The sequence below is a fragment of the Pseudomonas sp. ATCC 13867 genome, from assembly GCF_000349845.1.
Taxonomy (GTDB): Bacteria; Pseudomonadota; Gammaproteobacteria; order Pseudomonadales; family Pseudomonadaceae; genus Pseudomonas.
The window spans coordinates 3,913,928-3,939,797 of record NC_020829.1 but is presented as its reverse complement, the minus strand read 5'-3'; the positions used below and the strand labels follow the sequence as shown (position 1 = coordinate 3,939,797).

General features: G+C 66.2%; 27 protein-coding genes. 12 read left to right on the top strand and 15 right to left on the bottom strand.

The annotated features are described in order from the left end of the window. Positions 1–147: 147 nt before the first annotated feature. The 4 genes from H681_RS17505 to minC form a co-directional block, all read right to left on the bottom strand. Positions 148–783, bottom strand: a complete 636-nt coding sequence (locus tag H681_RS17505; protein ID WP_015478211.1) for an RluA family pseudouridine synthase — start codon at positions 781–783, stop codon at positions 148–150. Between the two features lie 79 nt (positions 784–862). Next, positions 863–1,117, bottom strand: a complete 255-nt coding sequence (gene minE / locus H681_RS17500; RefSeq protein WP_015478210.1) for a cell division topological specificity factor MinE — start codon at positions 1,115–1,117, stop codon at positions 863–865. Next, on the bottom strand, positions 1,114–1,929 hold the full coding sequence (gene minD, locus H681_RS17495) for a septum site-determining protein MinD (protein WP_015478209.1): 816 nt from the start codon (positions 1,927–1,929) through the stop codon (positions 1,114–1,116). Before minD ends, minE begins: the two co-directional genes overlap by 4 nt. 61 nt (positions 1,930–1,990) lie before the next feature. Beyond that, complete coding sequence (minC, locus tag H681_RS17490; RefSeq protein ID WP_015478208.1) at positions 1,991–2,905, bottom strand: septum site-determining protein MinC; 915 nt, start codon at positions 2,903–2,905, stop codon at positions 1,991–1,993. 273 nt (positions 2,906–3,178) lie between these two features. Here minC and H681_RS17485 point away from each other — a divergent pair, with 273 nt between their 5' ends. After that, positions 3,179–4,111 carry a lipid A biosynthesis lauroyl acyltransferase gene (locus tag H681_RS17485; protein WP_015478207.1) on the top strand — a complete coding sequence of 311 codons (933 nt, stop codon included), beginning with the start codon at positions 3,179–3,181 and terminating at the stop codon, positions 4,109–4,111. A gap of 45 nt (positions 4,112–4,156) precedes the next feature. After that, positions 4,157–5,341, top strand: a complete 1,185-nt coding sequence (locus H681_RS17480; RefSeq protein WP_041712118.1) for a patatin-like phospholipase family protein — start codon at positions 4,157–4,159, stop codon at positions 5,339–5,341. Positions 5,342–5,458: 117 nt separating this feature from the next. Here H681_RS17480 and H681_RS17475 read toward each other — a convergent pair whose 3' ends face one another. From H681_RS17475 to H681_RS17455, 5 genes are all read right to left on the bottom strand, one after another. Beyond that, positions 5,459–6,319 (bottom strand): pirin family protein, encoded by an 861-nt coding sequence (locus tag H681_RS17475; protein ID WP_015478205.1) that lies wholly within the window; start codon positions 6,317–6,319, stop codon positions 5,459–5,461. Positions 6,320–6,459: 140 nt separating this feature from the next. Next, the gene (locus H681_RS17470; protein ID WP_015478204.1) at positions 6,460–7,272 is read right to left on the bottom strand and encodes an MlaA family lipoprotein; all 813 of its coding nucleotides are present in this window, start codon (positions 7,270–7,272) and stop codon (positions 6,460–6,462) included. A 3-nt stretch (positions 7,273–7,275) separates the two neighbouring features. Beyond that, a complete protein-coding gene (locus tag H681_RS17465) occupies positions 7,276–8,625 on the bottom strand; it encodes a serine protein kinase PrkA (protein ID WP_015478203.1) in 1,350 nt (449 codons plus the stop codon). A gap of 87 nt (positions 8,626–8,712) precedes the next feature. Continuing rightward, positions 8,713–9,198 (bottom strand): GNAT family N-acetyltransferase, encoded by a 486-nt coding sequence (locus H681_RS17460; protein WP_015478202.1) that lies wholly within the window; start codon positions 9,196–9,198, stop codon positions 8,713–8,715. 64 nt (positions 9,199–9,262) lie between these two features. Further along, positions 9,263–9,826, bottom strand: coding sequence for a hypothetical protein (locus tag H681_RS17455; RefSeq protein ID WP_015478201.1), 564 nt, complete (start codon positions 9,824–9,826; stop codon positions 9,263–9,265). Between the two features lie 102 nt (positions 9,827–9,928). Between H681_RS17455 and H681_RS17450 the strand changes: the two genes are divergently transcribed. Next, positions 9,929–10,294, top strand: coding sequence for a hypothetical protein (locus tag H681_RS17450; RefSeq protein ID WP_041712115.1), 366 nt, complete (start codon positions 9,929–9,931; stop codon positions 10,292–10,294). A gap of 1 nt (position 10,295) precedes the next feature. Here the strand turns inward: H681_RS17450 and H681_RS17445 are convergent, their stop codons facing one another. Continuing rightward, positions 10,296–11,879 (bottom strand): glycoside hydrolase family 17 protein, encoded by a 1,584-nt coding sequence (locus tag H681_RS17445; protein ID WP_015478199.1) that lies wholly within the window; start codon positions 11,877–11,879, stop codon positions 10,296–10,298. Between the two features lie 78 nt (positions 11,880–11,957). Beyond that, positions 11,958–12,179 carry a DUF2061 domain-containing protein gene (locus H681_RS17440; RefSeq protein ID WP_015478198.1) on the bottom strand — a complete coding sequence of 74 codons (222 nt, stop codon included), beginning with the start codon at positions 12,177–12,179 and terminating at the stop codon, positions 11,958–11,960. A gap of 283 nt (positions 12,180–12,462) precedes the next feature. On the opposite strand from H681_RS17440, the gene H681_RS17435 reads away from it, so the two are divergent. From H681_RS17435 to H681_RS17395, 9 genes are all read left to right on the top strand, one after another. Then, a complete protein-coding gene (locus H681_RS17435) occupies positions 12,463–13,317 on the top strand; it encodes a glycine betaine ABC transporter substrate-binding protein (RefSeq protein ID WP_015478197.1) in 855 nt (284 codons plus the stop codon). Positions 13,318–13,540: 223 nt separating this feature from the next. Then, entirely contained in the window at positions 13,541–13,852 is a 312-nt protein-coding gene (locus tag H681_RS17430) for a DUF485 domain-containing protein (protein ID WP_015478196.1), read from the top strand. After that, positions 13,849–15,504 carry a cation acetate symporter gene (locus tag H681_RS17425; protein WP_015478195.1) on the top strand — a complete coding sequence of 552 codons (1,656 nt, stop codon included), beginning with the start codon at positions 13,849–13,851 and terminating at the stop codon, positions 15,502–15,504. The genes H681_RS17430 and H681_RS17425 overlap by 4 nt, the downstream gene beginning before the upstream one ends. 75 nt (positions 15,505–15,579) lie before the next feature. Then, positions 15,580–17,367, top strand: a complete 1,788-nt coding sequence (locus H681_RS17420) for a DUF294 nucleotidyltransferase-like domain-containing protein (protein WP_015478194.1) — start codon at positions 15,580–15,582, stop codon at positions 17,365–17,367. After that, a complete protein-coding gene (locus tag H681_RS17415) occupies positions 17,364–17,990 on the top strand; it encodes a 3'-5' exonuclease (RefSeq protein WP_015478193.1) in 627 nt (208 codons plus the stop codon). The genes H681_RS17420 and H681_RS17415 overlap by 4 nt, the downstream gene beginning before the upstream one ends. A gap of 174 nt (positions 17,991–18,164) precedes the next feature. Further along, entirely contained in the window at positions 18,165–18,464 is a 300-nt protein-coding gene (locus H681_RS17410) for a hypothetical protein (protein ID WP_015478192.1), read from the top strand. A gap of 126 nt (positions 18,465–18,590) precedes the next feature. Next, a complete protein-coding gene (locus tag H681_RS17405; protein WP_015478191.1) occupies positions 18,591–19,403 on the top strand; it encodes an SDR family oxidoreductase in 813 nt (270 codons plus the stop codon). A 240-nt stretch (positions 19,404–19,643) separates the two neighbouring features. After that, positions 19,644–20,069, top strand: coding sequence for a hypothetical protein (locus tag H681_RS17400; protein ID WP_015478190.1), 426 nt, complete (start codon positions 19,644–19,646; stop codon positions 20,067–20,069). A 30-nt stretch (positions 20,070–20,099) separates the two neighbouring features. Continuing rightward, positions 20,100–20,429: a YnfA family protein gene (locus H681_RS17395; protein WP_015478189.1), complete on the top strand. Its 330-nt coding sequence runs from the start codon at positions 20,100–20,102 to the stop codon at positions 20,427–20,429. A gap of 214 nt (positions 20,430–20,643) precedes the next feature. Here H681_RS17395 and H681_RS17390 read toward each other — a convergent pair whose 3' ends face one another. From H681_RS17390 to H681_RS17375, 4 genes are read right to left on the bottom strand one after another with little or no spacing between them, the layout of a single operon-like run. Further along, positions 20,644–20,874 carry a YheU family protein gene (locus H681_RS17390; protein WP_015478188.1) on the bottom strand — a complete coding sequence of 77 codons (231 nt, stop codon included), beginning with the start codon at positions 20,872–20,874 and terminating at the stop codon, positions 20,644–20,646. A gap of 58 nt (positions 20,875–20,932) precedes the next feature. Next, the gene (locus H681_RS17385) at positions 20,933–22,135 is read right to left on the bottom strand and encodes an osmoprotectant NAGGN system M42 family peptidase (RefSeq protein WP_015478187.1); all 1,203 of its coding nucleotides are present in this window, start codon (positions 22,133–22,135) and stop codon (positions 20,933–20,935) included. Continuing rightward, complete coding sequence (ngg, locus tag H681_RS17380) at positions 22,132–23,925, bottom strand: N-acetylglutaminylglutamine synthetase (protein ID WP_015478186.1); 1,794 nt, start codon at positions 23,923–23,925, stop codon at positions 22,132–22,134. The genes H681_RS17385 and ngg overlap by 4 nt, the downstream gene beginning before the upstream one ends. Before the next feature lie 33 nt (positions 23,926–23,958). Further along, positions 23,959–25,728, bottom strand: coding sequence for an N-acetylglutaminylglutamine amidotransferase (locus H681_RS17375; protein WP_015478185.1), 1,770 nt, complete (start codon positions 25,726–25,728; stop codon positions 23,959–23,961). Positions 25,729–25,870: the final 142 nt, after the last annotated feature.

The following is a 25,870-nucleotide window of genomic DNA, read 5'->3' as shown; positions in this document are numbered from 1 at the left end:
GCCGGAAGTTTAACGTAAATACGCGAATCTGCGGCTGGGGGCTCTTTGTAGGATCGAGGGGGCGCCTAGCCCTTGCTCGCGAACGGATTTCCCGGCGACGGTGTCGCTTGGCGGGTTCGCGAGCCAGCTCGCTCCTACAGAAAACAATCAGAACGGCGCGGGCGACTCGAAGCGCAGGCGCTCGCCGGTCTGTGGGTGGGTCAGGGCCAGCATGCTCGCGTGCAGGCACAGGCGGTCGCGCAGGGTCAGCGCTTCGCCCTCGGCGTACAGGCGGTCGCCCAGCAGCGGGTGGCCGATGCTCAGCATGTGCACCCGCAACTGGTGCGAACGGCCGGTGATGGGGGTGAGCTCGACGCGGCTCCAGTTGCCGTGGCGCTCCATGACGCGCCAGAAGGTCAGTGCATGGCGGCCCTGTTCGAAGTCCACCACGTGGCGCGGCTTGGTCGGTGGGTCGTAGCGCAGCGGTGCTTCGATGCGGCCGCTGTCCAGTCCCGGCTCGCCCCAGCACAGTGCGGTGTAGGCCTTCTCGGTTTCACGGTCGTGGAACTGGCGGGACAGCTCGCGGTGGCTGTCGGCGTCGCGGGCCAGCACGATAAGGCCGGAGGTTTCCCAGTCCAGGCGATGGACGATGCGCGCTTCCGGGTAGCCGTTCTCCTGCAGGCGGGTGATCAGGCAGTCCTTGTTGTCGTCCGCGCGGCCGGGCACGGAAAGCAGCAGGGTGGGCTTGTTCACCACCAGCAGGGCGGCGTCCTCATGGACGAACTGGATCTGGGAAAGCGGCATGGAGGCTCTTGCGCGAAATAATGAAAGGACCGAAAACGACTGCGGCGGCCAAGGCCGCCGCAGGTTCACCACTGCCGGATCAACGCTCCGGCAGGGTGATGTTGAGCTCCAGGATCGAACAGCTACCCTGGTTGGCCAGCTCGACCTGGACTTGTTCCTGGTCGATGGGCACGTATTTGCGGATCACTTCCAGCAGGTCTTTCTGCAACTGCGGGAGGTAGTCCGGTTGTGAACGATTGCCGCGCTCGTGGGCGACGATGATCTGGAGTCTTTCTTTCGCGATGGATGCGCTGTTCTGCGACTTCCGGCTGCGGAAGAAATCTAAAAGGCTCATTCACGTCCTCCGAACAGTCGTTGCAGGAATCCTTTCTTCTGCACATCGAGGAATCGATGCGGCATCTCTTTACCCAGCAAGCGCTCTACCGCGTCGCTGTAAGCCTGGCCGGCATCACTCTCTTCGTCGAGGATGACCGGGACGCCCTGGTTGGACGCCTTGAGCACCGCCTGGGATTCCGGGATCACGCCGAGCAGGCGGATGGCCAGGATTTCCTCGACGTCTTCGACGCCGAGCATTTCGCCCTTGGTGACGCGCTCGGGGTTGTAACGGGTCAGCAGCAGGTGCTCCTTGATCGCGTCCTCGCCCTTCTCGGCGCGGGCCGACTTGCTGGCCAGCAGGCCGAGCATGCGGTCGGAGTCGCGGACCGAGGAGACTTCCGGGTTGGTCACGACGATCGCCTCGTCGGCGTAGTACATGGCCAGGTGGGCACCTTTCTCGATGCCGGCCGGGGAGTCGCAGATGATGTAGTCGAAGGTCTGCTTCAGCTCTTCCATGACCTTGCCGACGCCTTCCAGAGTCAGGGCGTCCTTGTCACGGGTCTGGCTGGCGGCCAGGACGTAGAGGTTCTCCAGGCGCTTGTCCTTGATCAGGGCCTGGGTCAGGGAGGCTTCGCCGTTGATGACGTTGACGAAGTCATACACCACGCGGCGTTCGCAGCCCATGATCAGGTCGAGGTTACGCAGGCCCACGTCGAAGTCGACGATGACGGTCTTGTGGCCGCGCAGGGCCAGGCCGGTGCCGATGGCTGCGCTGGTGGTGGTTTTACCGACGCCACCCTTACCGGAAGTGACTACGAGGATCTTGGCCAAGGTGATTCACCCCAAAGAAAAAACGAAGAATTCTGGTCCCTGAAAGTCGCGGCAGTATCCGTTAAAGGCGGGTGATGTTCAACACGTCACCCGACAGGCTGACATGCACCGCCTGCCCCCATTGCGGACTGCGTCGAAGGTCTTCGGCGACCTTGTAGTTTCCAGCGATGGACACGAGTTCCGCGGCCAGTTGCTGGCAGAAAATCCGCGCGCTGGTGTCGCCCTTGACACCGGCCAGGGCTCGTCCGCGCATCGGACCGTAAACATGGATATTGCCGTCGGCGAGAAGTTCCGCGCCGGGACTGACGGGAGCCAGGACGATCAGGTCGCCGCCGGCGGCGTAGATCTGCACGCCGCCGCGCACCGGACTGGTGACCAGCTTGGTCGGGCGGACGACCGGCGCCGGCGGTTCGGCCGGTTTTTCCGGCGTGGCGTCCGTTATGGGCTCCTGGGTTTCGGCGGATTTTTCCGCCTGGATTTCCGTCGCTTTCCCGGTGGAATTTTCCGGCTGGACGGTAGCGCCGCCAGCAGCCTGTTCCACGACCTTCTCGGAAAGGCGCTCGCTGCGCGGACGGCGCACCGGCGTGGCGCCGGTCAGCGGGGTCGCCGGGTCCTTGGGTTCCACGGTGCGCTCGCGGGACGAGCCCGAGGGCGGCAGTACCGGGATATCGAACATGGTGGCCAGGCGGATGTCTTCTTCGCGGCTGGCGCGAATGGCCAGGGTGCGCAGGCCGTGGCGGCGGCAGATGTCCAGCACGCCCTGCAGGTCGAGCTGGCCTTCGCCGTCGGGCAGCTTGTCCAGCGCCAGCACCAGCGGGGTATCACGGAAGAAGTTGGGCGCCTGGGCGACCTTGTCGGCGAGCTGCCGGTCCAGGCGCGGCAGGTCATTATGGGCCAGTTCCAGAACGGTGACGGCCAGCATGCTGCCCTTGAGCTGGAATACGGGATCGTGGTCGAGAAGGTCAGCTTGGCTCATGGTCGGACTGCGTCATCAAATGGGTTGGACTTATAGCGGACCGCCCCGGCAGCCGCAAGCGTGGCCGATTGCTAGGAGCTGCCAGCATTTCGTCACCGCCGCGACGGAGTCGTATGCTTCGCGGTGCGCGGTTCATGGCCCGAGAATCGGCGATTCAAGGTAGCCACGCAGCGACGCAACTCGCGCCGAAACGGCAGCGGACCCTGTCTACGTGAGGCGCGGGGCGGATCGGCAAGGTAGAATGTCGGGCTTTGATCGTGACCGGAAAGTTCCATGGACCGCCCCACCTTTCGCCGTGAGTTCCTCCATCCCCGCCACTGGCCGCTCTGGCTTGGCCTTGGCGTGCTCTGGCTGGTGGTGCAGTTGCCCTATCCGGCGCTGCTCTGGCTCGGGCGCGTGCTGGGTGCGCTGATGTACCGCGTGGTCGGTAGCCGCCGGGCGATTGCCGCGCGCAACCTGGAGCTGTGCTTCCCGGAACTCTCCGCCGCCGAGCGCAAGCGCCTGCTCAAGGCGAACTTCGCTTCCACCGGCATCGCTTTCTTCGAGATGGCCATGAGCTGGTGGTGGCCGAAGGCGCGCCTGGCCAGGCTGGCGCACATCGAAGGGCTGGAGCACTTGCGCAAGGCCGAGGCCGACGGCAAGGGCGTGATCCTCATGGCCATGCATTTCACCACCCTGGAGATCGGCGCGGCGCTGCTCGGCCAGGTACAGACCATCGACGGCATGTACCGCGAGCACGACAACCCGGTGTTCGACTTCGTCCAGCGCGCCGGCCGCGAGCGGCACAACGCCGATGCCACCGCCATCGAGCGCGAGGACGTGCGCGCCATGCTCAAGGTGCTGCGCGCCGGCCGCGCCATCTGGTACGCGCCGGACCAGGACTACGGCATCAAACAGAGCATCTTCGTGCCGCTGTTCGGCATTCAGGCCGCCACTGTCACCGCCACCACCAAGTTCGCCCGCCTGGGCCGCGCGCAAGTGTGCCCCTTCACCCAGTCGCGCCTGGCCGACGGTTCGGGTTATCGCCTGACCATCCATCCGCCGCTGGAGGACTTCCCCGGCGAGACCGAGGAAGCCGATTGCCTGCGCGTCAACCAGTGGGTCGAGCAGGAAATCCGCCGCCAGCCCGAGCAGTACCTCTGGGCGCACCGCCGTTTCAAGAGCCGCCCCGAAGGCGAACCCAAGCTCTACGACAAGAAGAAGTAGACGCCGGCGGACTAATCTGGAATCGACGTGACAAGGACTTCAGCCGTGACCGACTCCGCCAGCCCAGCGACGACTCCCGCCGTGACCGGCCTGATTCTCTCCGGGGGCGGGGCGCGGGCGGCGTACCAGGTGGGCGTGCTGGCGGCGATCGCCGAGCTGTTGCCGGAGGGCGCCGAGAATCCCTTTCCGGTGATCGTCGGGACCTCGGCGGGGGCGATCAACGCCGTCGGGCTGGCTTGCGGGGCGTCGTCCTTCCCGACGGCGGTGCAGCGGCTCACCCAGGTCTGGAAGGGCTTTCGCACTGGCCAGGTGTACCGCGCCGATTGGCTGGGCGTGGTCAGCCAGGCGTTCAAGTTCCTCGGCCACAGCCTGCTCGGGCTGGGCAAGCGGCAGCCGGTGGCGCTGCTGGACAGCACACCGTTGCGTTACCTGCTGGAGCGCGAGCTGGATCTCTCCGGCATTGCCGCTGCCGTGCGCCGGCGCAACCTGCGCGCCGTGGCGGTCACCGCGTTTGGCTACGAGTCCGAGCAGGCGGTGACCTTCTACCAGGGCCGCGCCACCATCGATCCCTGGCTGCGCCATCGGCGCGTGGGCGTGCCGACGCGCCTGTGCCTGGAGCATCTGCTCGCCAGTTCGGCGATCCCGCTGCTGTTCGCGCCGGTGAAGCTGCAGCGCGAGTACTTCGGCGACGGCGCGGTGCGCCAGCAGGCGCCGATCAGCCCGGCACTGCACCTGGGCGCCAATCGCGTGCTGGTGATCGGCGTGAGCGGCAATCCCACGGTCGGTAGCGCCAACGAACAGGTGGCCAGTTACCGCACCGGCCAGCCGCCGAGCCTGGCACAGGTGGGCATCCATCTGCTCAACAGCACTTTCATCGACAGCCTGGAAGGCGATATCGAGCTGCTGCACCGGATCAATTTCCTCAGTTCGCTGGTGCCGGAGGGCAAGCGCCGCGCGGTGCTTGGGCTACAGCCGGTCGAGGTGCTGCTGATCTCGCCGAGCAAGCCGCTGGACGAGATCGCCGCCGAGTACCGCCACGAGTTGCCGCCCGCCCTGCGCCTGTTCCTGCGCGGGCCGGGGGCGACCAAGGTGAGTGGGGCCGGTGTGCTGAGCTACCTGCTGTTCGAGCCGGGCTACTGCAATGCGCTGATCGAACTGGGCTATCGCGATGCGATGGAGAAGCGCGCGGAGATCGCGCGCTTCCTGGGGATGGAAGACTGGTCGCTGTAATCTGGGCGGCTCTTCGTAGGGACGAGGGGGACGCCCAGTCCTTGCTCGCGAACTGCATGGCACGGGACCTGTTCGCGAGCAAGCTCGCTCCTGCATGAAAAGCAGTGCGGCGGGCCGTCAGACGGCGAATACACCATCGCGGTAATCGCGCAGGGCCTGCTCGATTTCTTCGCGGCTGTTCATCACGAACGGCCCGTACTGCACGATGGGCTCGTTGAGCGGCTTGCCGGCCAGCAGCAGGACGCGCGCGCCCTGGTCGCTGGACAGCCGGATCTCGTCGCCCTGGCCCAGTCGCACCAGGCGATTGGTGGCGACGGTTTCGTCGCCGCGCTCGCCCGGTACTTTCAGCGAACCTTCGTAGACGTACAGCATCACCCGGTGCCCCGCCGGAATGCGTGGGCTGACCGAGGCACCGGCCGGCAGCCGCAGGTCGTAGTAGTGCGGCTCGGTGCCGGGGCGCTGCACGGCGCCATCCAGCGCGGTCTTGCCATCGTCGAAGCGACCGGCGATCACGGTGACGCCGACGCCTTGCGCGGTGGTGGTGCGCGGCACGTCTTCCGGCTCTATGTCGCGGTAGCCAGCCGGGGAGAGTTTGTCCTTCGCCGGCAGGTTCAGCCACAGCTGGAAGCCGCGCATGGCGCCTTCTTCCTGCTCGGGCATCTCGCTATGGATGATGCCGTGGGCGGCGGTCATCCACTGCACGCCGCCGGGCTTGAGCAGGCCACGGTTGCCCAGGTGGTCTTCATGGCGCATGCGCCCTTCGAGCATATAGGTGACGGTCTCGAAGCCACGGTGCGGGTGGGCCGGGAAGCCGGCGATATAGTCGTCGGGATTCTGCGTGTCGAACTGGTCGAGCATCAGGAACGGGTCGAAACGCTCGATGCCGGGGCCGCCGATCACGCGGGTCAGGCGCACGCCGGCACCGTCGGAGGCGGGGTGGCCGATGTGTTGGTCGATCAGGGTACGCAAGCGGGTCATGGAAACCTCCTTGATCAGTGAATGGGGTCATCCTAGTCCTAAACGATGAATCAATGGTTGCGAGTTTTTCGCCAAAACAATCGAATAAATAGATTTATTAGTCGAAAAAGAAACCGCCGCGAAAGGGCGGCGGCTTCGGGTCACTCCTGGATCTGCAGCTTGCGCGCTTCGGTGTAGACGTAGCGGAGCTTCTCGTACTCGAACGGGGAGTTCGTCTGGCCGTAGCGGAAGCCGGTGCTGTAGCGCTTGTCGACGATCTCCAGTACCGGCAGTTCCCAGTATTCGCGGCCGAGGCTGGAGACGTTGAGGTAGTCCACCTCGCGGACGGCCACGAAGTCGGTCACCAGGCCGCCGGTGTCGCGCAGGTTGGAGGGGCCGAGGATCGGCAACATCAGGTACGGGCCCTCCGGTACGCCCCAGTAGCCCAGGGTCTGGCCGAAGTCCTCGCTGACTTTCGGCAGGCCCATCGCAGTAGCCGGGTCCCAGAAGCCGGCGATACCGAAGACGGTGTTGAACAGCAGCCGCGCGGTGCTGTTCGCCGCCCGTTCGGCCTTGAGCTGGGCCAGGCTGTTGAGCAGGGTCGGCACTTCGCCCAGGTTGCTGAAGAAGTTGCTCACGCCGGTGCGCACGAAGTGTGGGGTGACGTATTCGTAGCCGTGGACCACGGGGAGGAACACCCACTCGTCGAAGCGGTAGTTGAAGTGGTAGACGCGGCGGTTCCACGACTCCCAGGGGTCGTAGACGTTGAGCGCGTCCAGGGTAGCGCGCTCGAACTCGCGCTGGTCCAGGCCGGGGTTGAACTTCAGTGCGTCTATCGGGTGCTTGAAGCCGTCGGCCTGCGGCTGTTCGGAGAAGCCGTTGTCGCTGCCGGGAGCCGGCGTCGGCGTGTCGTCGGCCTGCGCCAGGCCGCAGCACAGCGCCAGGGCGAAAAGCCAGGAAGGGCGGAATGGCATGGGTCAGTTCCCTGTCTGCGCGGTTGCCAGGCCGGGGGCCTGCGCATCCTGTCCTTTGAAGAACGCCAGCATGTCCTGGGCGTTCACGCGGTAGTTGAGGTTGCCGCAGTGGCCGCCGAGCGGGTAGAGCGTCAGGCGGTCGCCGAAGGTGCGGCGCAGGAAACCGATGTCGCCCGGGCCGAGGATGACGTCGTCGGCGTTGTGCATCACGGCGATCTTCGGGCTGTCGTGCAGGTAGTCCTGCAAGGCGTAGAGGCTCACCTGGCCGATCAGCTGCGGCAGGCTGCCGCCGTCGTACCGGGCGCGCCACATGGGGATCAGCTGTTCGGTCATGTAGCACTCGAAATCGCACTGCATGGCGCGCTTGAAGAAGGGCTCCAGGCTGGTGCCTTCCTTGATCGGGTAGTTCGGCGGGGTGATCAGCCCGCGACGGTTGATCAGGTCGGAGGTGAAGGCGATGTCGGCGGAGGAGAAACGGAACGTGGCGCCGATCAGCATGGCCATCTCTTCGTTGGAGAGATGCTGTCTGGACTGCTGCAGTTCGTAGAGGAAGGCGTCGTTGAGATCGACGTAGCCTTTCTGCTTGAAGTAGCGCGACAGCTTGCCCAGTACGACCTGGTAGAAGGTCTTGGAGTCGTCGATGCCTTTGACCCGGGTCTGCACCATCTTGTCCAGGTTGCTGACCGAGGTATAGAGGTTCACCGGCGGGTTGAGCAGCAGCACGCGCTTGAAGTTGAAGCTGCGGCGGGTTTCGTCGAGCTGGCTGACGAAGGCGGCGTGCAGGGCGCCAAGGCTGTAACCGGTGAGGTAGTACTCGCTGACCGGCAGGCTGGGGTGTTGCGCGCGCACCGCCTGCATCACCCGGTAAAGGTCATCGGCGTCGTCGGGCGTGTAGCCCGGCGTGGCCAGGCGCGAGGCGCCGGCCATGAAGTCCCAGCTGGTGGGCGAGGAGATCTGCACCACGTGGTAACCGGCGCCGTAGAACAGACGCTTGAGGTATTCCGGTGTGCTGCTGGCGTAATGCGCGCCGGTGCCGGCGATGATGAAGACCAGTGGCGCCTCGTGGTCCTGTTGGGCCAGGCGGTAGTGCAGCTTCTTCACCGGCCAGAAGTTCTCCGGCAACTGGTGCTCGCGTTCCGGGCGCAGTTTCAGGGCGTAGTCGGACTGGCGGATGTCGTCGTCGTTGGGCAACTGCGGGCGCAGGTCCGGCGGCGTCGTGGCGATGGTCGCCTCGAACGGGTTGGTCAGCGGGTAGCCGTAGTTGGCCTGGGCGACGTCGCGGCTGAACGCCGGCCCGGCGAGCCCCAGGGCGAGACAGCCGAGCAGAGCGGCCGCGCGTGAAAGACGTGTCATGGTGGGGAGAGTCCTTTCGGGAAAGAATCAACTCTTAGGGAAGCCGGCCATTATGACCAGCGCATTGCCTACAAGTGCGATGGGGCATCACGCCTTGTGGGCAAGGTCGCGCAGGGCGTCGCCAGTCAGTCGATAGACGGTCCATTCATCCTGTGGGTGCGCGCCCAGGCTGCGGTAGAAACCGATGGCGGGTTCGTTCCAGTCCAGCACGGACCATTCCAGGCGTCCGCAGCCGCGTTCCACGGCCAGCCGCGCCAGTTCCGTGAGCAGTGCCTTGCCCAGTCCGGCGCCACGGGCGGCGGGGCGCACGAACAGGTCTTCGAGGTAGATGCCCGGTTGGCTGAGCCAGGTGGAGTAGTTGTGGAAGAACAACGCGAAACCCTGCGGCTGGCCATCCACCTCGCCGATCAGTACTTCGGCGTAGGGCCGTGGGCCGAACAGGTGGTCGTGCATGCGCTGGGCGTCGGCCTTGACCTCATGGACGAGGCGCTCGTAGTCGGCGAGTTCGGTGATCAGCTCGAGAATCAGTGGGATGTCGGCGGGAACGGCGGGGCGGAGCGTGACGCGTGGCATGGGTGACACCTTGCAGAGTGGGATGCCCGAGGATGCCCCGTGGCCGAGGCCGCTGGCAACCGTTCTACAGGCGCTCCAGGCTTTCCACCCAGATCAGCTCGCAGGCGCCGGCGCCGGTGTCCTCGCGGCTCAGCGAACTGACCCAGCGCCAGCCGTCGTCGCCCTCCACGCGCACCAGCTTGCCGCTCAGGCGGATGCGCTCGCCCTTGTCGACCTGCGCCAGGGCGCGGGCCACGCTGTCGTTGGCGGGGATCATGTGCATATTGGCGCTGTGGGTCTCGATGTCCCGACGCGGGATCGGCATCGCGTCGGCGCGCCAGTGGTACCAGCGGTTGCCCTGGGTGATCCGGATGCCGGCGAGGACGTTCGGGTCGGCCATCGGTCCCCAGCCCAGGGCGAGGTCGGTGGGGGACAGCTCGGCCTCGCGGCCCAGGCGGTAGTCCTCGCGACCCAGTACCCGCGCTTCGAGGCTGAAGTCCTGTAGCGGGTAGACGGCGTAGCGTTCCACCCGGAAGCCGCCGCCGGGCAGGGCGGCGCTCTGTGGTGGCGTATGGGAGCGTTCGCCGGGCCAGAGCCACCAGAAGCTGATGATCACGCAGGCCAGCAGGAACAGGTTCGATCGCTTCATCGCGGGCTCCGTCGCGTCGCGCCATGCAGGTGGGCGCAACGCCTCTTGCATTGGCCATTGCGCTGGTTATGCTGGGCGCCGTTTTCGCCCCGGAGAGGCGCCGTGCCCCGTCGATTGCCTGTCATCGTGCTGTTGCTCGCGTTGTCGCTCTGGCTGGCGGCCAGCTACGGCGTGCGTTTCGGGTTGATGGAGGATAGCCGCTGGGTCGGGTTGTGCGCCGAACCGGCCAGCCGCTGGGAGTGCGCCGTACGCACGCAGTTCGGCTGGCTGATCCACTTCGGTGTCTTCGGCACGCTGGCGCTGGGCCTGTCGGCGCTGGCTTTCCTGGTGCCCGGCCGTACCGGCTGGTGGCTGGCGGTGCTGGGAATGTTCGCCGCGCTGCTGGCACTGGTGCTGTACAACGCCGGTCTTGCGGTGTTCGCCGTGGTGCTGGCCGGATTGCGCCTGGTGCGTGCTCGGCGCTCCTGACTCAACCGGCGTTCGCCCGTACGCCGCTCGCGAGCGGCAGGGGCTGTTGCAGTCCGCGGCAGAGCGCCCCGAGCAGCAGCAGGCTCACCGCCGCCCAGCCCAGCGCCTGCAGGTTGCTCGACCCCTCCAGCAGCAGTTGCGCCGGAAGGCCGAGGGCGATGATCAGGAGCAGCAGCAGGCATTCGCGGCGCGGCGCGTTGACCGGCCGGAACAGGTAGACCAGCGCCGGGAACAGCAGCGCAACGCTGGGGAAGCTGCGGTAGCGGGCATCGAACACCAGACCCAGCATCAGTACCGCGCCGGCGAAGCCGGTCGCCGCCAGCCAGAGCCCGGCGCGTTTCTCCAGCCAGTCGAAGGCGCCGGCGCGCCAGCCCTGGCGCGCGGACAGAGACAGGCTGAGGTGCGCCAGCACCAGCAGGTTCAGCCCGATCAGGCAGGCTGCCCATAGCCATTCGCCCCAGGCGCGGCTGGTCACCACCGCCAGCTCCGTCCACAGCGCGATACAGGCACCCGCCAGCGCGGCACCCAGGGGCAGCAGGAGCGCGGCGCGGGACGAGGCGGGGCGACCGCCCAGCAGCAGGCCGCCGGCCAGGATCAGCCCGGACAGGCCCAGCCACATCGGCCAGCCCGGCAGATTGCTGACTGGCCCGGCGAGTACGCCTTTCTCCTCGCGGTCGGCGCTGAACAGACCCCAGTAGCCGCCCACCGCGCCTTCGCTCCGGCGCTTCCAGGGCTGGTCGAACGCCTCGATCAGGTTGTAGTGCCAGCCCCGTTCCTCGGCCATGTGCACGAAGCCACGGATGAAGCGTGCCTCGTTGACCCGGCTGGGCACGGCGGTTTCGCGCTGGCGGCCTTCGCTGGGCCAACCGGTCTCGCCGATCAGGATGTCCTTGGGTGCGAACTCGCGGCCGAAGTCTTGGCGAGTCTGCGCAACATGGGCGAGGGCGTCGTCGATGCCGGCGGGGCTGTCTTCCCAGTAAGGCAGCAGGTGGATGGTGATGAAGTCCACCGCCGGGGCGATCTCCGGGTGGCGGTGCCAGAACTCCCAGACGTCGGCGTAGGTCACCGGCTGGCGCACCTGGGCTTTCACCTTGTGGATAAGTCCGGCCAGGTAGCGCCCGGTGACTTCCTTGCGCAGCAGGGTTTCGTTGCCGACGATCACCGCCTGCACCACGTCCGGGTACTGGTTGGCCGCGTTGATCAGTGCCTGGACTTCTCGCTCGGTATCGACCGGACTGGCGTTGACCCAGGCGCCGAGCATCAGCTTCAGGCCATGCTTGCGGGCCAATGCCGGAATACCTTCCAGGCCGGTCATGGAATAGGTGCGCACGCACTCGAAGCGCGTCGCCAGCAGGGCCAGGTCGGCGTCCATCTGCGCCGGGCGCAGGACGAAGGGCTGGTCGAAGGGCGACTGGTCCTTGGCGAAGGGGCTGTACGAGGCGCACTGCAGCTTGTGCGTGGGGGTCGCCGCGTCGGGCAGGCTCACAGGCTTGCCGAGGCCGTACCAGAACCCGCACAGGGCGAGGAGGGCGATCAGCAGGGCGAAACAATAGGGCAGGAGCGGAAAGCGTGGAGTCTGGGACATGGCGGCGAAGGCACGCGAACCGTGGCGAGGCGCGCATCTTAGCAATGCCGCCGGTCGGCGTCAGTGCCTGCGAAGGGCTCAGGCGTGACGGTGGATCCAGTTGCCGAGCGGTGCCGCGTCAGCCTTGTCGGCCTGCTCGAAGCGTTTCCAGAACTTCTCGTGGAAGTGGAAGCCCACGGCGTTGCACAACGGCTCGACGATCGCCAGCAGGCCGCCCACCGCGATGCTGCCGGTCAGGGCATAGGCCACGCTGAAGGCGATGGTGAAGTGCATCAGGGTGAAGGTGACGGTCTTGAGCATGGCGGCTTCTCCGAGTTGAGAATGATTCTCCGTTGTGGAAAGGCTATCGCGGGGGGAACCCTGGCGGGTAATCGAGTCTCTGTATGGATGCGATAGACGCCACGCCCGTCGTGGATGGAATGGCACGGTCGTGGATGGACGGTTTCTGTCGCGGATCGGACGGCTTGGCGTCGCTCTCAGAGCAGTTCGCCATCAGCGGGCGCCGATCATGAAAGGGCGGCCAAGACCGCGAAATGCGCCGGGTTCGCCCGGACGCTCCGACAAAAAATACGGGGAGAAAACCATGCGAATGATGCGACGCCTGTTGGGCCTGGGCGCGGGACTGGCGCTGTCGGCTGCGGCGGGAATGGCGGCTGCGGCGGCCAAGCCGGAAGTCACGCTGGGCTATGTCGATGGCTGGTCGGACAGCGTGGCCACCACACACGTGGCCGCCGAGATCATGCGTGAGAAGCTCGGCTACCCGGTCAAGCTGATGCCGGTCGCGGCCGGCATCATGTGGCAGGGCGTGGCGCGCGGCAAACTCGACGCCATCCTCTCGGCCTGGCTGCCGGTCACCCACGGCGCCTACTACGACAAGATGAAGGACAAGGTGGTCAACCTGGGCGTGAACTATCCGGGGGCGAAGATCGGCCTGATCGTGCCCGAGTACGTGAAAGCCAACAGCATCGAGGACCTCAAGGCGCAGAAGGCCGATTTCGACGGCCGCATCGTCGGCATCGACGCCGGTGCCGGGGTGATGCTCAAGACCGACCAGGCGATCAAGGACTACGGCCTGAACTACAAGCTGGTGGCCAGTTCCGGCAGCGGCATGATCGCCGAGCTGACCCGTGCGGAGAACGACAAGAAGGCCGTGGCGGTGACCGGCTGGATTCCGCACTGGATGTTCGCCAAGTGGAAGCTGAAGTTCCTCGAAGACCCGAAGAAGGTCTACGGCGAAGAGGAACACGTCGACAGCGTCGCCAACCCGGCGCTGGAGAAGAAGGCGCCGGAAATCTGGGCCTTCCTGAAGAAATTCCAGTGGAAGGACGGCCAGGAAATCGGCGAGGTAATGCTCGCCGTACAGAACGGCGAAAAGCCGGACGTGGCCGCGAAAAAATGGGTGGAGGCGCATCCGGATCGCGTCAAGGAGTGGCTGTGATCGCCTAGCTCGCACCCTCGCGCGATACAGAAAAATCCCCCGTGAACGTTCCTGTTCGCGGGGGATTTTTTTATGCCGCAGCGTCTATTCCGGGCTTGTTCGTAAAAATCGCGAAATCGTTCCACCCCCGCTACGACTAAAGTCGTCTGGAGCCCTTGCAGCGCTCACCTAAATTAGGGATCGACGACATCCGCGTCATCCCCGCTGTGAGGACAAGAACAAAATGAACGACAGCATCTATCAGCGGATTGATACCAATCCGCGCTTCAAAGAGTTGGTGGCCAAGCGCGAGCGATTCGCCTGGCTGCTCTCCCTGGTCATGTTGGGCCTGTACGTGGTCTTCATCCTGCTGATCGCCTTCGAGCCGCAGTTGCTCGGCGCGAAGATCAGTGCCGATTCGTCCGTCACCTGGGGTATCCCCATGGGCGTCGGGCTGATCGTCTCCGCCTTCGTGCTCACCGGCATCTACGTGCGCCGTGCGAACGGTGAATTCGACCGCCTGAACCAGGAAATCCTCAAGGAGGCCCAGCAATGAAAGGCCGAATTTCTGCGGCCCTCGCTCTGGCCGCGTTCGCTCCCGCAATCTGGGCTGACGCCCTCACCGGCGAGGTACAGCGCCAGCCGCTGAACGTCTCCGCCATCGTCATGTTCGTCGCCTTCGTCGGCCTGACCCTGTGCATCACCTACTGGGCTTCCAAGCGCAGCAAGTCCGCTGCTGATTTCTACACCGCCGGCGGCAGCATCACCGGCTTCCAGAACGGCCTGGCGATCGCCGGCGACTACATGTCCGCCGCATCCTTCCTCGGCATTTCCGCGCTGGTGTTCACCTCCGGCTACGACGGCCTGATCTACTCCATCGGCTTCCTGGTCGGCTGGCCGATCATCCTCTTCCTGATCGCCGAACGCCTGCGCAACCTGGGCAAGTACACCTTTGCCGACGTGGCGTCCTACCGCCTCAAGCAGAAGGACATCCGCACCCTGTCCGCCTGCGGTTCGCTGGTGGTCGTGGCCTTCTACCTGATCGCGCAGATGGTCGGCGCCGGCAAGCTGATCGAGCTGCTGTTCGGCCTGAACTACCACGTCGCGGTGGTCATGGTCGGCATCCTGATGGTGCTCTACGTGCTGTTCGGCGGCATGCTGGCGACCACCTGGGTGCAGATCATCAAGGCCGTGCTGCTGCTCGCCGGCGCCACCTTCATGGCGATCATGGTGCTCAAGCACGTCAACTTCGACATCAGCACCCTGTTCTCCGAAGCCATCAAGGTCCACCCGAAGGGCGAGTCCATCATGAGCCCCGGCGGCCTGGTGAAGGACCCGATCTCGGCGTTCTCCCTGGGCTTCGCGCTGATGTTCGGCACCGCCGGCCTGCCGCACATCCTGATGCGCTTCTTCACCGTCGGTGATGCCAAGGAAGCCCGCAAGTCGGTGTTCTTCGCCACCGGCTTCATCGGCTACTTCTATATCCTGACCTTCATCATCGGCTTCGGTGCGATCCTGCTGGTCAGCACCAATCCTGACTTCAAGGACGCCACCGGCGCCCTGCTGGGCGGCAACAACATGGCGGCCGTGCACCTGGCCGATGCCGTGGGCGGCAGCCTGTTCCTGGGCTTCATCTCCGCCGTGGCCTTCGCCACCATCCTCGCGGTGGTTGCCGGCCTGACCCTGGCCGGTGCCTCGGCCGTGTCCCACGACCTGTATGCCAGCGTGCTGAAGAACGGCAAGGCCAACGAGAAGGATGAGCTGCGCGTATCGAAGATCACCACCGTCTGCCTCGGCGTGGTGGCGATCATCCTCGGCATCCTGTTCGAGAAGCAGAATATCGCCTTCATGGTCGGCCTGGCCTTCTCCATCGCTGCCAGCTGCAACTTCCCGGTGCTGCTGCTCTCCATGTACTGGAAGAAACTGACCACCCGCGGCGCCATGATCGGCGGCTGGATGGGCCTGATCACCGCGGTGGTGCTGATGATCCTCGGCCCGACCATCTGGGTGCAGATCCTCGGCCACGAGAAGCCCATCTACCCGTTCGAATACCCGGCGCTGTTCTCGATGGCCGTGGCCTTCATCGGTATCTGGTTCTTCTCCATCACCGACAAGTCCGCTGCGGCCGACGAAGAGCGCGCGCGCTTCTTCCCGCAGTTCATCCGCTCGCAGACCGGCCTGGGTGCCAGTGGCGCCGTCGCCCACTGATCGCCTGAGCTAACCTGCCGGGGCCGGGGGTGGCAACACCTCCGGCCCCGCTGCTTTGAGACGGGGGCTTCCGGGATGTCCGATTTCAACTTCGCCCTGCCGCCATTCGACCAGTTGCGCCCCCACGAGCGCGAGCAACTGCGCGACGCGCTGAGCGTGGGCTACTACACGGTCGACGAGGTACTGCTGGACGCCGGCGCGGCGGTGCCTTGCCTGTTCATCCTGCTCAAGGGTGTGATCGAGGAGCGCGGCGAGGACGGCAGGCTGTTCGCCCAGTACGCCGCCGAGGACCTGTTCGACGTGCGCGGGCTGTTCTCCGGCAGCAGCAAGCACCGCTACCAGGCGGTGGAAGAGAGCATCGTCTACGAGTTGCCGGCGGAGGTCTTCCACCAGCTCTGCGCGAGCAACCCCGAATTCGCCCGTTTCTTCCGCGCGGACCTTGCCGGCAAGCGCCAGCTGGAGCGCCGCGACGGGCAGAACCTGGCCGAGTTCATCCTTACCCGCATCGCCCGCGAACACCTGCTGCCGGCCATCGAAGTAGAGCCGGCACTGCCCCTGGGCGACGCTGCGCGTCTGCAACTCAGCCGTGGCGCCGACGCGCTGCTGGTGCGTGAGGACGGTGCGCTGGGGATCGTCACCCGCACCGACCTGATGGTCGCGCACTTCCGCGACGGCCGCAGCGAAACCGAACCCATCGGTCCGCTGGCGCACCGGCCGCTGGCGAGCGTCGAGCTGGGCGATTTCCTGTTCGACGCCATGATTCTGATGACCCGCCAGCGCATCGAGCGCGTGGCGGTCTGCGAGGCGGGCAGGGTGGTCGGGTTGCTGCACCTGACCCAGGTGCTCAGCCTGTTCTCCACCCATTCCCACGTGCTGGCGCTGCGCATCGCCCGGGCCGACAGCGAGACGGAGCTGCGCGCGGCGGCGGAAACTTTGCACACGCTGATCGCCACCCTGGCCGGCAACGGCATCCGCCTGCGCTTCATCATGCAACTGGTCAGTGCGCTCAACGAGCAGTTGCTGGAGCGCCTGTTCGAACTGCAGATCCCGCCGGCGCTGCGGGGCAGGTGCTGCCTGATGGTGATGGGCAGCGAAGGCCGCGCCGAGCAGTTGCTCAAGACCGACCAGGACAACGCCCTGATCCTCGCCGACGACCTGCCGGTGGAGCAGGGCCTGCAATTGATGCAGCGCTTTTCGGCGGCGCTGCTGGCGTTCGGTTATCCGCCGTGCCCCGGCGGCGTGATGGCCAGCCGGCCTGAGTGGTGCAAGCCGTTGTCGGAGTGGCAGCGCGAGCTGCGCGAGTTGCCGCTGCAGGGGCGCCCGGAACAGTTGATGCGCCTGTCGATCCTCACCGATGCCTGGCCGGTGGCCGGCAACCTGCGGTTGTTCGAGGGCCTGCGCGGCAGCCTGAACGCCCTGGCCGGCGACGACAGCCGCTGGTTGAGCGACCTGGCATTGCCGGCCTTGCAGTTCGATACGCCGCTGACCTTCCTCGGCCAGCTCAAGACCCAGGATGCGCGCCTGGACATCAAGCGCGGCGGCATCTTCCCCATCGTCCACGGCGCCCGCTCCCTGGCGCTGCGCGAGGGGCTGGAGGAGCGCGGAACCCTGGCGCGCCTGTCGGCACTCAAGGCGCTCGGTGTGCTGGAGGCGTCGCTGGCGGACAATCTGGTCGAGTCCTTCGAGTTGTTCCTGCAACTGCGTCTGCGCCAGCAACTGGACGGCGAGCGCGACGGACGCCAGCAGGGGCTCGACGTCTCGCGGCTGAGCCGCCACGAGCGCGACCTGCTGCGCTATGGCCTGCACGTGGTGAAGAAGTTCAAGCAGAGCCTGATCCGGCACTTCCACCTGGAGACCCGATGAACGCGTGCGCCCGCCTTCCCGATCACCGCTGGTCCGCCTGGCGCCGACGCCTGTACTGGTGGCGCCACGACCCGGCGGACGCCGAGGAGCTGGTCTCGCTGGACCTGGAGACCACCAGCCTCGATCCGCGCAAGGCCGACATCCTCAGCATCGGCGCGGTGCGGATCCGGCGCGGCAAGCTGATCCTCGGCGAACGCCTGGAACTGCTGGTGGAGCCGCCGCCGAGCCTGGACGGCGAGTCCATCCGCATCCACAAGCTGCGCCGCACCGATCTCGAAGGCCAACTGCCGCTGGCGGAGGCGCTGCGCCGGGTACAGGCGTTCATCGGCGATCGTCCGTTGCTCGGCTATTACCTGTCCTTCGACGTCGCCGTGCTGCGCCGGCACCTGCGCGAGCAACTCGGCGCGCGCCTGGACAACCCGCGGGTGGAGGTTTCCGAGCTGTACCACCGCAAGATGAGCCGGCGCTTTCCCGACCTGCACCTGGACCTGCGTTTCGACACCCTGGCGCGCCACCTGGATATTCCGGTGGAAGGCCGGCATACCGCCATCGGCGATGCACTCACCGCCGCGCTGATGTTCCTGCGCCTGCGCAAGGGCTCGCTGCCGCGCCACCTGGGCTGAACCGCGACCGCCCCTCGATGGTGCAGCCCGGGTGTGAATGCCGACGCTGTGCGTGATGTCACGCCATCGGTGAGACCTGGGAACGGCCCAAGGGCCACAGGGTGATTCGTCGCACAGCCCTGACTGTGATGGCGTACTAACATAACGGACCTTTGCCGTTATGGAGTCGAAAGGATGCCGGGTGTCGTACTGGTCGTACTGGGAGTGCTGTGGTTGGTCGTCCAGTGTGGCGTGGGCCTGCTGCCGCTGGCGGATGCCATATCGCTGGAGCCGGTCAGCCAGCCCGAGCGCTTCTGGCAGTTCGCGTTCCTCGGCCCCTCCATTCCCCTGGCCCTGGGGGTGTTCCTGCTGCGCTATCGCGTGCGGCGTTTCGTCGAGCTCAAGCACGAGAGCGTCAACTGCGCCGCCTATCTGCTGGTGTGCGCCGGGACTGCCCTGGTGCTCGGCAAGCTCTGCGCCTTGCTGATCGGTTGAGAGCTGCGACGACGGTTTGCCGGGGGCATTCAGCACCCTGATGTCGCCGCCGGGCCGGCGGGCCTTGGTTACACTTGGCTCACTGTCCTGAACCTCTCTCCCGAACAAGAAAAGGCAAACCTCCCCATGCAGAACCGCATCATGATCACCGGCGCCGGTTCCGGCCTCGGCCGCGAAATCGCCCTGCGCTGGGCCCGCGAGGGCTGGAAGCTGGCCCTGGCCGACGTCAACGAAGCGGGCCTGGCCGAAACCCTGAAACTCGTGCGCGAGGCTGGCGGCGACGGTTTCACCCAGCGCTGCGACGTGCGCGACTACAGCCAGCTGACCCAGCTGGCGCAGTCCTGCGAAGAAAAACTCGGTGGCATCGACATCGTCGTCAACAATGCCGGCGTGGCCTCCGGCGGCTTCTTCAGCGAGCTGTCGCTGGAGGACTGGGACTGGCAGATCTCGATCAACCTGATGGGCGTGGTCAAGGGTTGCAAGGCCTTCCTGCCGCTGCTGGAGCAGAGCAAGGGCCGGATCATCAACATCGCCTCGATGGCTGCGCTGATGCAAGGCCCGGCGATGAGCAACTACAACGTCGCCAAGGCCGGCGTGGTGGCGCTCTCGGAAAGCCTGCTGGCCGAGCTGAGCCTGGTGGACGTGAAGGTCCACGTGGTCTGCCCGTCGTTCTTCCAGACCAACCTGCTGGATTCCTTCCGCGGCCCCAGCCCGGAAATGAAGAGCCAGGTCGGCAAGCTGCTGGAAAGCTCGCCCATCAGCGCCGCCGAGATCGCCGACTACATCCACCATGAAGTCGCCCGCGATGTCTTCATGATCCTGCCCCACGAGCAGGGCCGCATGGCCTGGCAGATCAAGCAGCAGAACCCGCAGGCGATCTACGACGAAATGGCGAAGATGGCGGAGAAGATGCAGGCCAAGCGCCGCACGCCCGCATGATCGACGGCGGCTTCCCGCCCCCTTTCGGTGCAGTGAAAGAGGGGCTTGCCCAGTCCGGTGCAACGGGTTAGTTTTACTCACCGGCCTGCCTGGCTGAAGTACGTTGGACCCCGGTGAAAGCCCCGCGAATGTCGTGGGGCTTTTGCTTTTCCGGGCTACTGCGCAGCTGTGGGGATTCGCGCTTTGCGCATCGCCAGGCCTGTGTTAGAAGGCATCGGTGTCATTGAAGGAAGAACCCGCTTGCAGTCCGAATCCATCGTCTATGGTTGCATCCGCGACTGGCCCGGCGACTCGATGGAGCGCCGCCTGCGCCGCGCCGCTAACCGCAAGGTGCTCGACAGTCTGCCGATGGGGGAGGCGTGGCCTTTTCTTGGCCGCGAGATGTTCAGCCGCTGCGAAACCGAGGGCGCCGGCCTGTACCAGTCCCAGGTGATCCATTTCGGTGCCAGCTACCAGACCATCGAATACGAATGGAAGCTCTGGGTCGAACAGTTCGAAGCCCTGCTGCGCCGTCTCTACTGGGCCAGCGCGGTGGTCCACCTGGAAACCGAAGTCAACGGCAGCCACACCTTCCGCTGGGAATCCGAGAACGGCTTCCACAGCCCCCGCGAAGGCGAACTGAAAGTGCGCTGCGCCTGGGAGCGCGAGGGCGGCCTGCGCGGCTGACTCGAACGCCTCCCGTCACGGATAGAGCCCATGATCAACTACCTCTGGTTTGTCCTCGCCGCGTTCTGCGAGATTGCCGGCTGTTACGCCTTTTACCTCTGGCTGCGCCTGGACAAGAGCGCCCTGTGGATCATTCCCGGCCTGCTCAGCCTGACGGTGTTCGCTCTGTTGCTCACCCGCGTCGAGGCCAGCTATGCCGGGCGTGCCTATGCCGCGTACGGCGGCATCTACGTCGCCGCGTCGCTGTTCTGGTTGGCCTTCGTCGAGAAGAGCCGCCCGCTGTGGAGCGACTGGGTAGGCGTAGCGCTGTGCGTGATCGGCGCCAGCGTGGTGCTGTTCGGGCCGAAGCTCGCGCCCTGATCCGAACGGGATCGAAGCCTGTAGGAGCGAGCGTGCTCGCGAACGGGGCAACCGGCCGAACCGGTGCGATCAGTGAGCGTAAGGTTCGCGAGCAAGCTCGCTCCTACAAGAGCCCCTCACCCCACCCCGTTCCTGGGGAGGGCTGGGGTGAGGGGGAAGCACAGGCAGGGGGTTAACCCGGAAGAAGACAGTTGCTCCTGCAAAGAGCTCTTGCTCAGTCCGCCAGCCACTCCTTCGGCACTTCGCTTTTCAGCACCAGCTGGCACAGTTGGCTTTCCGGGTCGAAGACGATCACCGCCTCGCCGCGCCTGAGGGCATGCCGCGCGCGTTCGACGCGGACGTCCAGCGGGGTGTCGTCGCCGTTGTCGGTGCCTTCGCGGGTGACGAAGTCTTCCAGCAGGTTGTTCAGGGTGTCGGCTTCGATCAGCTCAAAGGGAATCAGCATGGCGGGTACTCGCAAATCGCAGCGCGGGATTGTAGTCCCGCGCTGCGGCGAGTGCAGCTCAGTTCTTGTCTTTGCCAGGGGCGTCGCTGGTGTCGATCAGATCATCCACCGGCGGCACATGGGTGGTGCTTTCCATGTGCACCGGATGTTCCAGCTGCTTGCTGAAACGTTCCAGGGCGCCTTCGCTGGGTTCGGCGTCGCTGTCGAACACCGGCGGGCTCAGCAGGTAGGCGGTGAGCAGGCGCGACAGCGCCGCCAGACTGTCGATGTGGGTGCGCTCGTAGCCGTGGGTGGCGTCGCAACCGAAGGCCAGCAGCGCGGTACGGATGTCATGGCCGGCGGTGATCGCCGACTGCGCATCGCTGTGGTAGTAGCGGAACAGGTCGCGGCGCACGGCGATCTCGTGGCGTTCGCTCAGCCGCAGCAGGTGCCGTGACAGGTGGTAGTCGTAGGGCCCGCCGGAATCCTGCAGGGCCACGCTCACCGCGTGCTCGCTGGAGTTCTGCCCCTCGGCCACCGGGGCGATGTCGATACCGACGAACTCGCTGACATCCCAGGGCAGCGCGCCGGCCGCGCCGGAGCCGATTTCCTCGGTGATGGTGAACAGCGGGTGGCAGTCGATCGGCGGTTCCTGGCCACTCTCGCGGATTGCCTTCAGCGCCGCCAGCAGCGCGGCCACCCCGGCCTTGTCGTCGAGGTGGCGGGCGCTGATGTGGCCGCTCTCGGTGAACTCCGGCAAGGGGTCGAAGGCGACGAAGTCGCCGATCGCCACGCCCAGGGTTTCACTGTCGGCGCGGCTGACGGTGTAGGTGTCCAGGCGCAGTTCGACGTGGTCCCAACTGATCGGCAGGCTGTCCACCGCCGTGTTGAACGCGTGCCCGGAGGCCAGCAGCGGCAGCACGCTGCCGCGTAGTACGCCGTTCTCGCAGAACACCGTGACCCGGCTGCCCTCGGCGAAGCGGCTCGACCAGCAGCCCACCGGCGCCAGCGCCAGGCGGCCGTTGGGCTTGATCTCGCGGACGATGGCGCCGATGGTGTCCAGGTGCGCCGAGACTGCGCGGTCCGGGCTGTTGCGCCGGCCCGCGAGCGTCGCGCGGATGGTTCCGCGGCGGGTCATTTCGAAGGGCACGCCGATCTCCTCCAGCCGTTCGGCGACGTAGCGCACGATGGTGTCGGTGAAGCCGGTGGGACTGGGGATGGCGAGCATTTCCAGCAGCACGCGCTGCAGGTAGTTCAGGTCGGGTTGTGGCAATGGACTCATGCCGAAGCCTCCGTGCCGGGATGGGATTCGCGGTTGAGCAGTTCGCGGCTCAGCGGGAACAGCAGGTCGACGAAGCGCTCCGCGGTGGGCTGCGGCTCATGGTTGGCCAGCCCCGGCCGCTCGTTGGCTTCGATGATCACGTAGTCCGGCTGGTCAGCGTCGCGCACCAGCAGGTCGAGGCCGGTGACCGGGATCTCCAGCGCACGCGCCGCGCGGATCGCGGCGTCGGCCAGTTTCGGATGCAGCCGCTCGGTGACGTCCTCCAGGGTGCCCCCGGTGTGCAGGTTGGCGGTGCGGCGCACGGCCAGGCGCTGGCCGCTGGGCAGCACGTCGTCGTAGCCGAAGCCGGCGGCGGCCAGGGTGCGTTCGGTCTCCTTGTCCAGCGGGATGCGGCTTTCGCCCCCGGTGGCGGCCTGCCGTCGCCGGCTCTGCGCCTCGATCAGCCGGCGGATGCTGTGCCGACCATCGCCGATGACCTCGGCGGGGCGGCGGATCGCGGCGGCCACCACTTCATAGCCGATCACCACGACGCGGAGGTCCTGGCCCGCGTGGTAGCTCTCCAGGATCACGCGGGTGTCGAACTGCCTGGCCTGGGCGATAGCGCTTTCCACTTCGCCGGCGCTGCGCAGGTCCACGGCGACCCCTTGTCCCTGCTCGCCGTCCACCGGCTTGACCACCAGCGAGCCGTGTTCGGCAAGGAACTGGGCGTTGTCCTTGACGTTGCCCGCCAGGCGCTGTTGCGGCTGGCGCAGGCCGACGCGGTCGAGGGTGCGGTGGGTGAGGGTCTTGTCCTGGCACAGGCTCATGCTCACCGCGCTGGTCAGGTCGCACAGCGATTCGCGGCAGCGGATGCGCCGGCCGCCCTGAGTGAGGATGAACAGCCCGGCGTCGGCGTCCTGCACCTGCACGTCGATGCCGCGCCGATGGGCCTCGTCGACGATGATCCTGGCGTAGGGGTTCAGGTCCTCCTCGGGGCCTGGGCCGAGGAACAGCGACTGGTTGATGCCGTTCTTGCATTTGATGGCGAAGGTCGGCAGCTCGCGGAAGCGCAGCTTGCGGTAGAGCGACTTGGCCTGCTGGTTGCTGTGCAGCACCGACAGGTCGAGGTAGGCAAGACCCCGGCTCATGAAGTGCTCGATCAGGTGGCGCACCAGGGCCTCGCCCACGCCGGGGCGGCTGGACTGCGAGTCCACCGCCAGGCACCAGAGGCTGGAGCCGCCTTCCGGGTCGCGGAAGGCCTTGGCGTGGTTGATGCCCATGACGGTGCCGATCACCGTGCCGGTCTCGTCGTCTTCGGCCAGCCAGTAGGCCGGCCCGCCCTGGTGGCGCGGGGTGACCTGGGCGGCATCCACCGGGAGCATGCCGCGCGCCAGGTACAGGCGGTTGATCGCCGCCCAGTCCTCGTCGCTGTGCACCCGGCGGATGCGGAAGCCGCGGAACGGCCGGCGCGCCGGGCGGTAGTCGGTGAACCACAGGCGCAAGGCGTCGGAAGGATCGAGGAACAGCTGTTGCGGCGCCTGCGCCAGCACTTGCTGCGGCGCGGCGACGTAGAGGGCGATGTCACGCTCGCCGGGGCGTTCGTTGAGCAGTTCGTTGGCCAGTTGCTCGGCGGTGGCGAAGGTATGGCCGATCAGCAGACGGCCCCAGCCGCATTGCAGGATCAGCGGGCCTTCGTGGCGTTGTTGCGTGTGATCGCCGGCGAAGCGTGCCTGGAGACGTTCGTAGGTGGGCGTCTGGCCTCGTAGCAGGCGCTGGTTGTGGGGGTGAGGCAGGTTCAAATGGGTCTTCATGGTGGACTCCCTGAAAAGCATTCGTCCTGGGCTTCACAAACCGTGTTCGGTCAGCCAGAGATTGAGCGCGGCCAACTGCCAGAGCTTGGAGCCCCGCAGCGGCGTGAGGTCGGTCGACGGATTGCTGAGCAGACGGTCGAACATCGCCGTCTCGAACAGGCCGCGATCCTGGCTCGGATCCAGCAACAGTTCGCTGACCCAGGCGCGGGTGTTGCCCTGCAGGTGCTTCAGGCCGGGCACCGGGAAGTAGCCCTTGGGGCGGTCGATCACCTCGCTGGGGATGACCTTGCGCGCGGCGGCCTTGAGCACCTGCTTGCCACCGTCGCCGAGCTTGAAGCGCGACGGGATGCGCGCCGAGAGCTCCGCCACCCGGTAGTCGAGGAACGGCACGCGGGCTTCCAGGCCCCAGGCCATGGTCATGTTGTCGACCCGTTTGACCGGGTCGTCGACCAGCATGATGGTGCTGTCCAGGCGCAGAGCCTTGTCCACCGGATCGATCGCGCCGGGCTGGGCGAAGTGCTCGCGAACGAACTCGCCGGCCACGTCCTCCACCTGCAACGCTTCGCGCACGGTGTCCAGGTACTCGCCGTGGCTACGGTCGAAGAAGGCCGTGCGGTACGCCTGCAGCGGGTCCTTCGCGCCGGCCACCTTGGGATACCAGTGGTAGCCGGCGAACAGCTCGTCGGCGCCCTGGCCGCTCTGCACCACCTTGCAGTGCTTCGACACCTCGCGGGAGAGCAGGTAGAAGGCAATGCAGTCATGGCTGACCATCGGCTCGCTCATGGCCTGGAAGGCGGCCGGCAACTGCTCGATGACTTCCTTCTCGGCGATGCGCAACTGATGGTGGCGGGTGCCATAGCGCTGGGCGATCAGGTCGGAGTACTGGAACTCGTCGCCGCGCTCGCCGCCGGCATCCTCGAAGCCGATGGAGAAGGTCAGCAGATCGTCCACGCCCGCTTCGTGCAGTAGGCCGACCAGCAGACTGGAATCGACCCCGCCAGAGAGCAGCACGCCCACTTCGCGGGCGGCGCGCTGGCGCACGCTGACGGCGTCGCGCAGGCTGTCCAGCAGGCGTTCTTCCCAGTCGTCCAGGGTCAGTTCCCGTTCATCGGGCAACGGGCCGTAGCCCAGGTTCCACCAGCGCTGGCGCTCGGTGTGGCCCTGGGCGTCGATGCTCATCCAGGTGGCCGGCGGCAGTTTCTGCACCTCGGCCAGCAGGGTGCGCGGCGCGGGGACCACGGCGTGGAAGTTGAGGTAGTGGTTGAGCGCCACCGGGTCCAGCGCCGGGTCGATGTCACCGCCCTTGAGCAGCGCCGGCAGGCTGGAGGCGAAGCGCAGGCGCTTGCCGGTGCGCGACAGGTACAGCGGCTTGATGCCGAGACGGTCGCGGGCGATGAACAGGCGCCGTTTGTCGCGTTCCCAGATGGCGAAGGCAAACATGCCATTGAGACGTGGCAATAGTTGTTCACCCCAAGCGTGGTATCCCTTTAGAAGTACTTCGGTATCGCCACCGGAAAAAAAGTGGTAGCCGAGGGCTTCAAGTTCACCGCGTAGTTCGGGGTAGTTGTAGATTGCGCCGTTGAACACCAGCGACAGGCCCAGCGTCGGATCGATCATCGGCTGGCCGGAGGCTTCGGCCAGGTCCATGATTTTCAGGCGCCGGTGCCCGAGGGCCAGTGGCCCTTCGCTGTGGAAGCCCCAGGCATCGGGGCCCCGTGGGGCGAGGTGGTGGGTGATGCGTTCGACCGCTGCGAGATCGGCGGCCTGGTTATCGAAGCGAAGTTCTCCTGCTATTCCGCACATGTCCTTACCGGTTCTCCGTTGGGGATGAGTGGGTGGTCCCTCAAGGGGGCCATAGGGGAGGACCGCTCGAATGGATGAGAGTTCTATTTGATTTCATTGAGGAAAGTCCGAAGGCGCAGGTGAACGATGATGGCCGATAGCA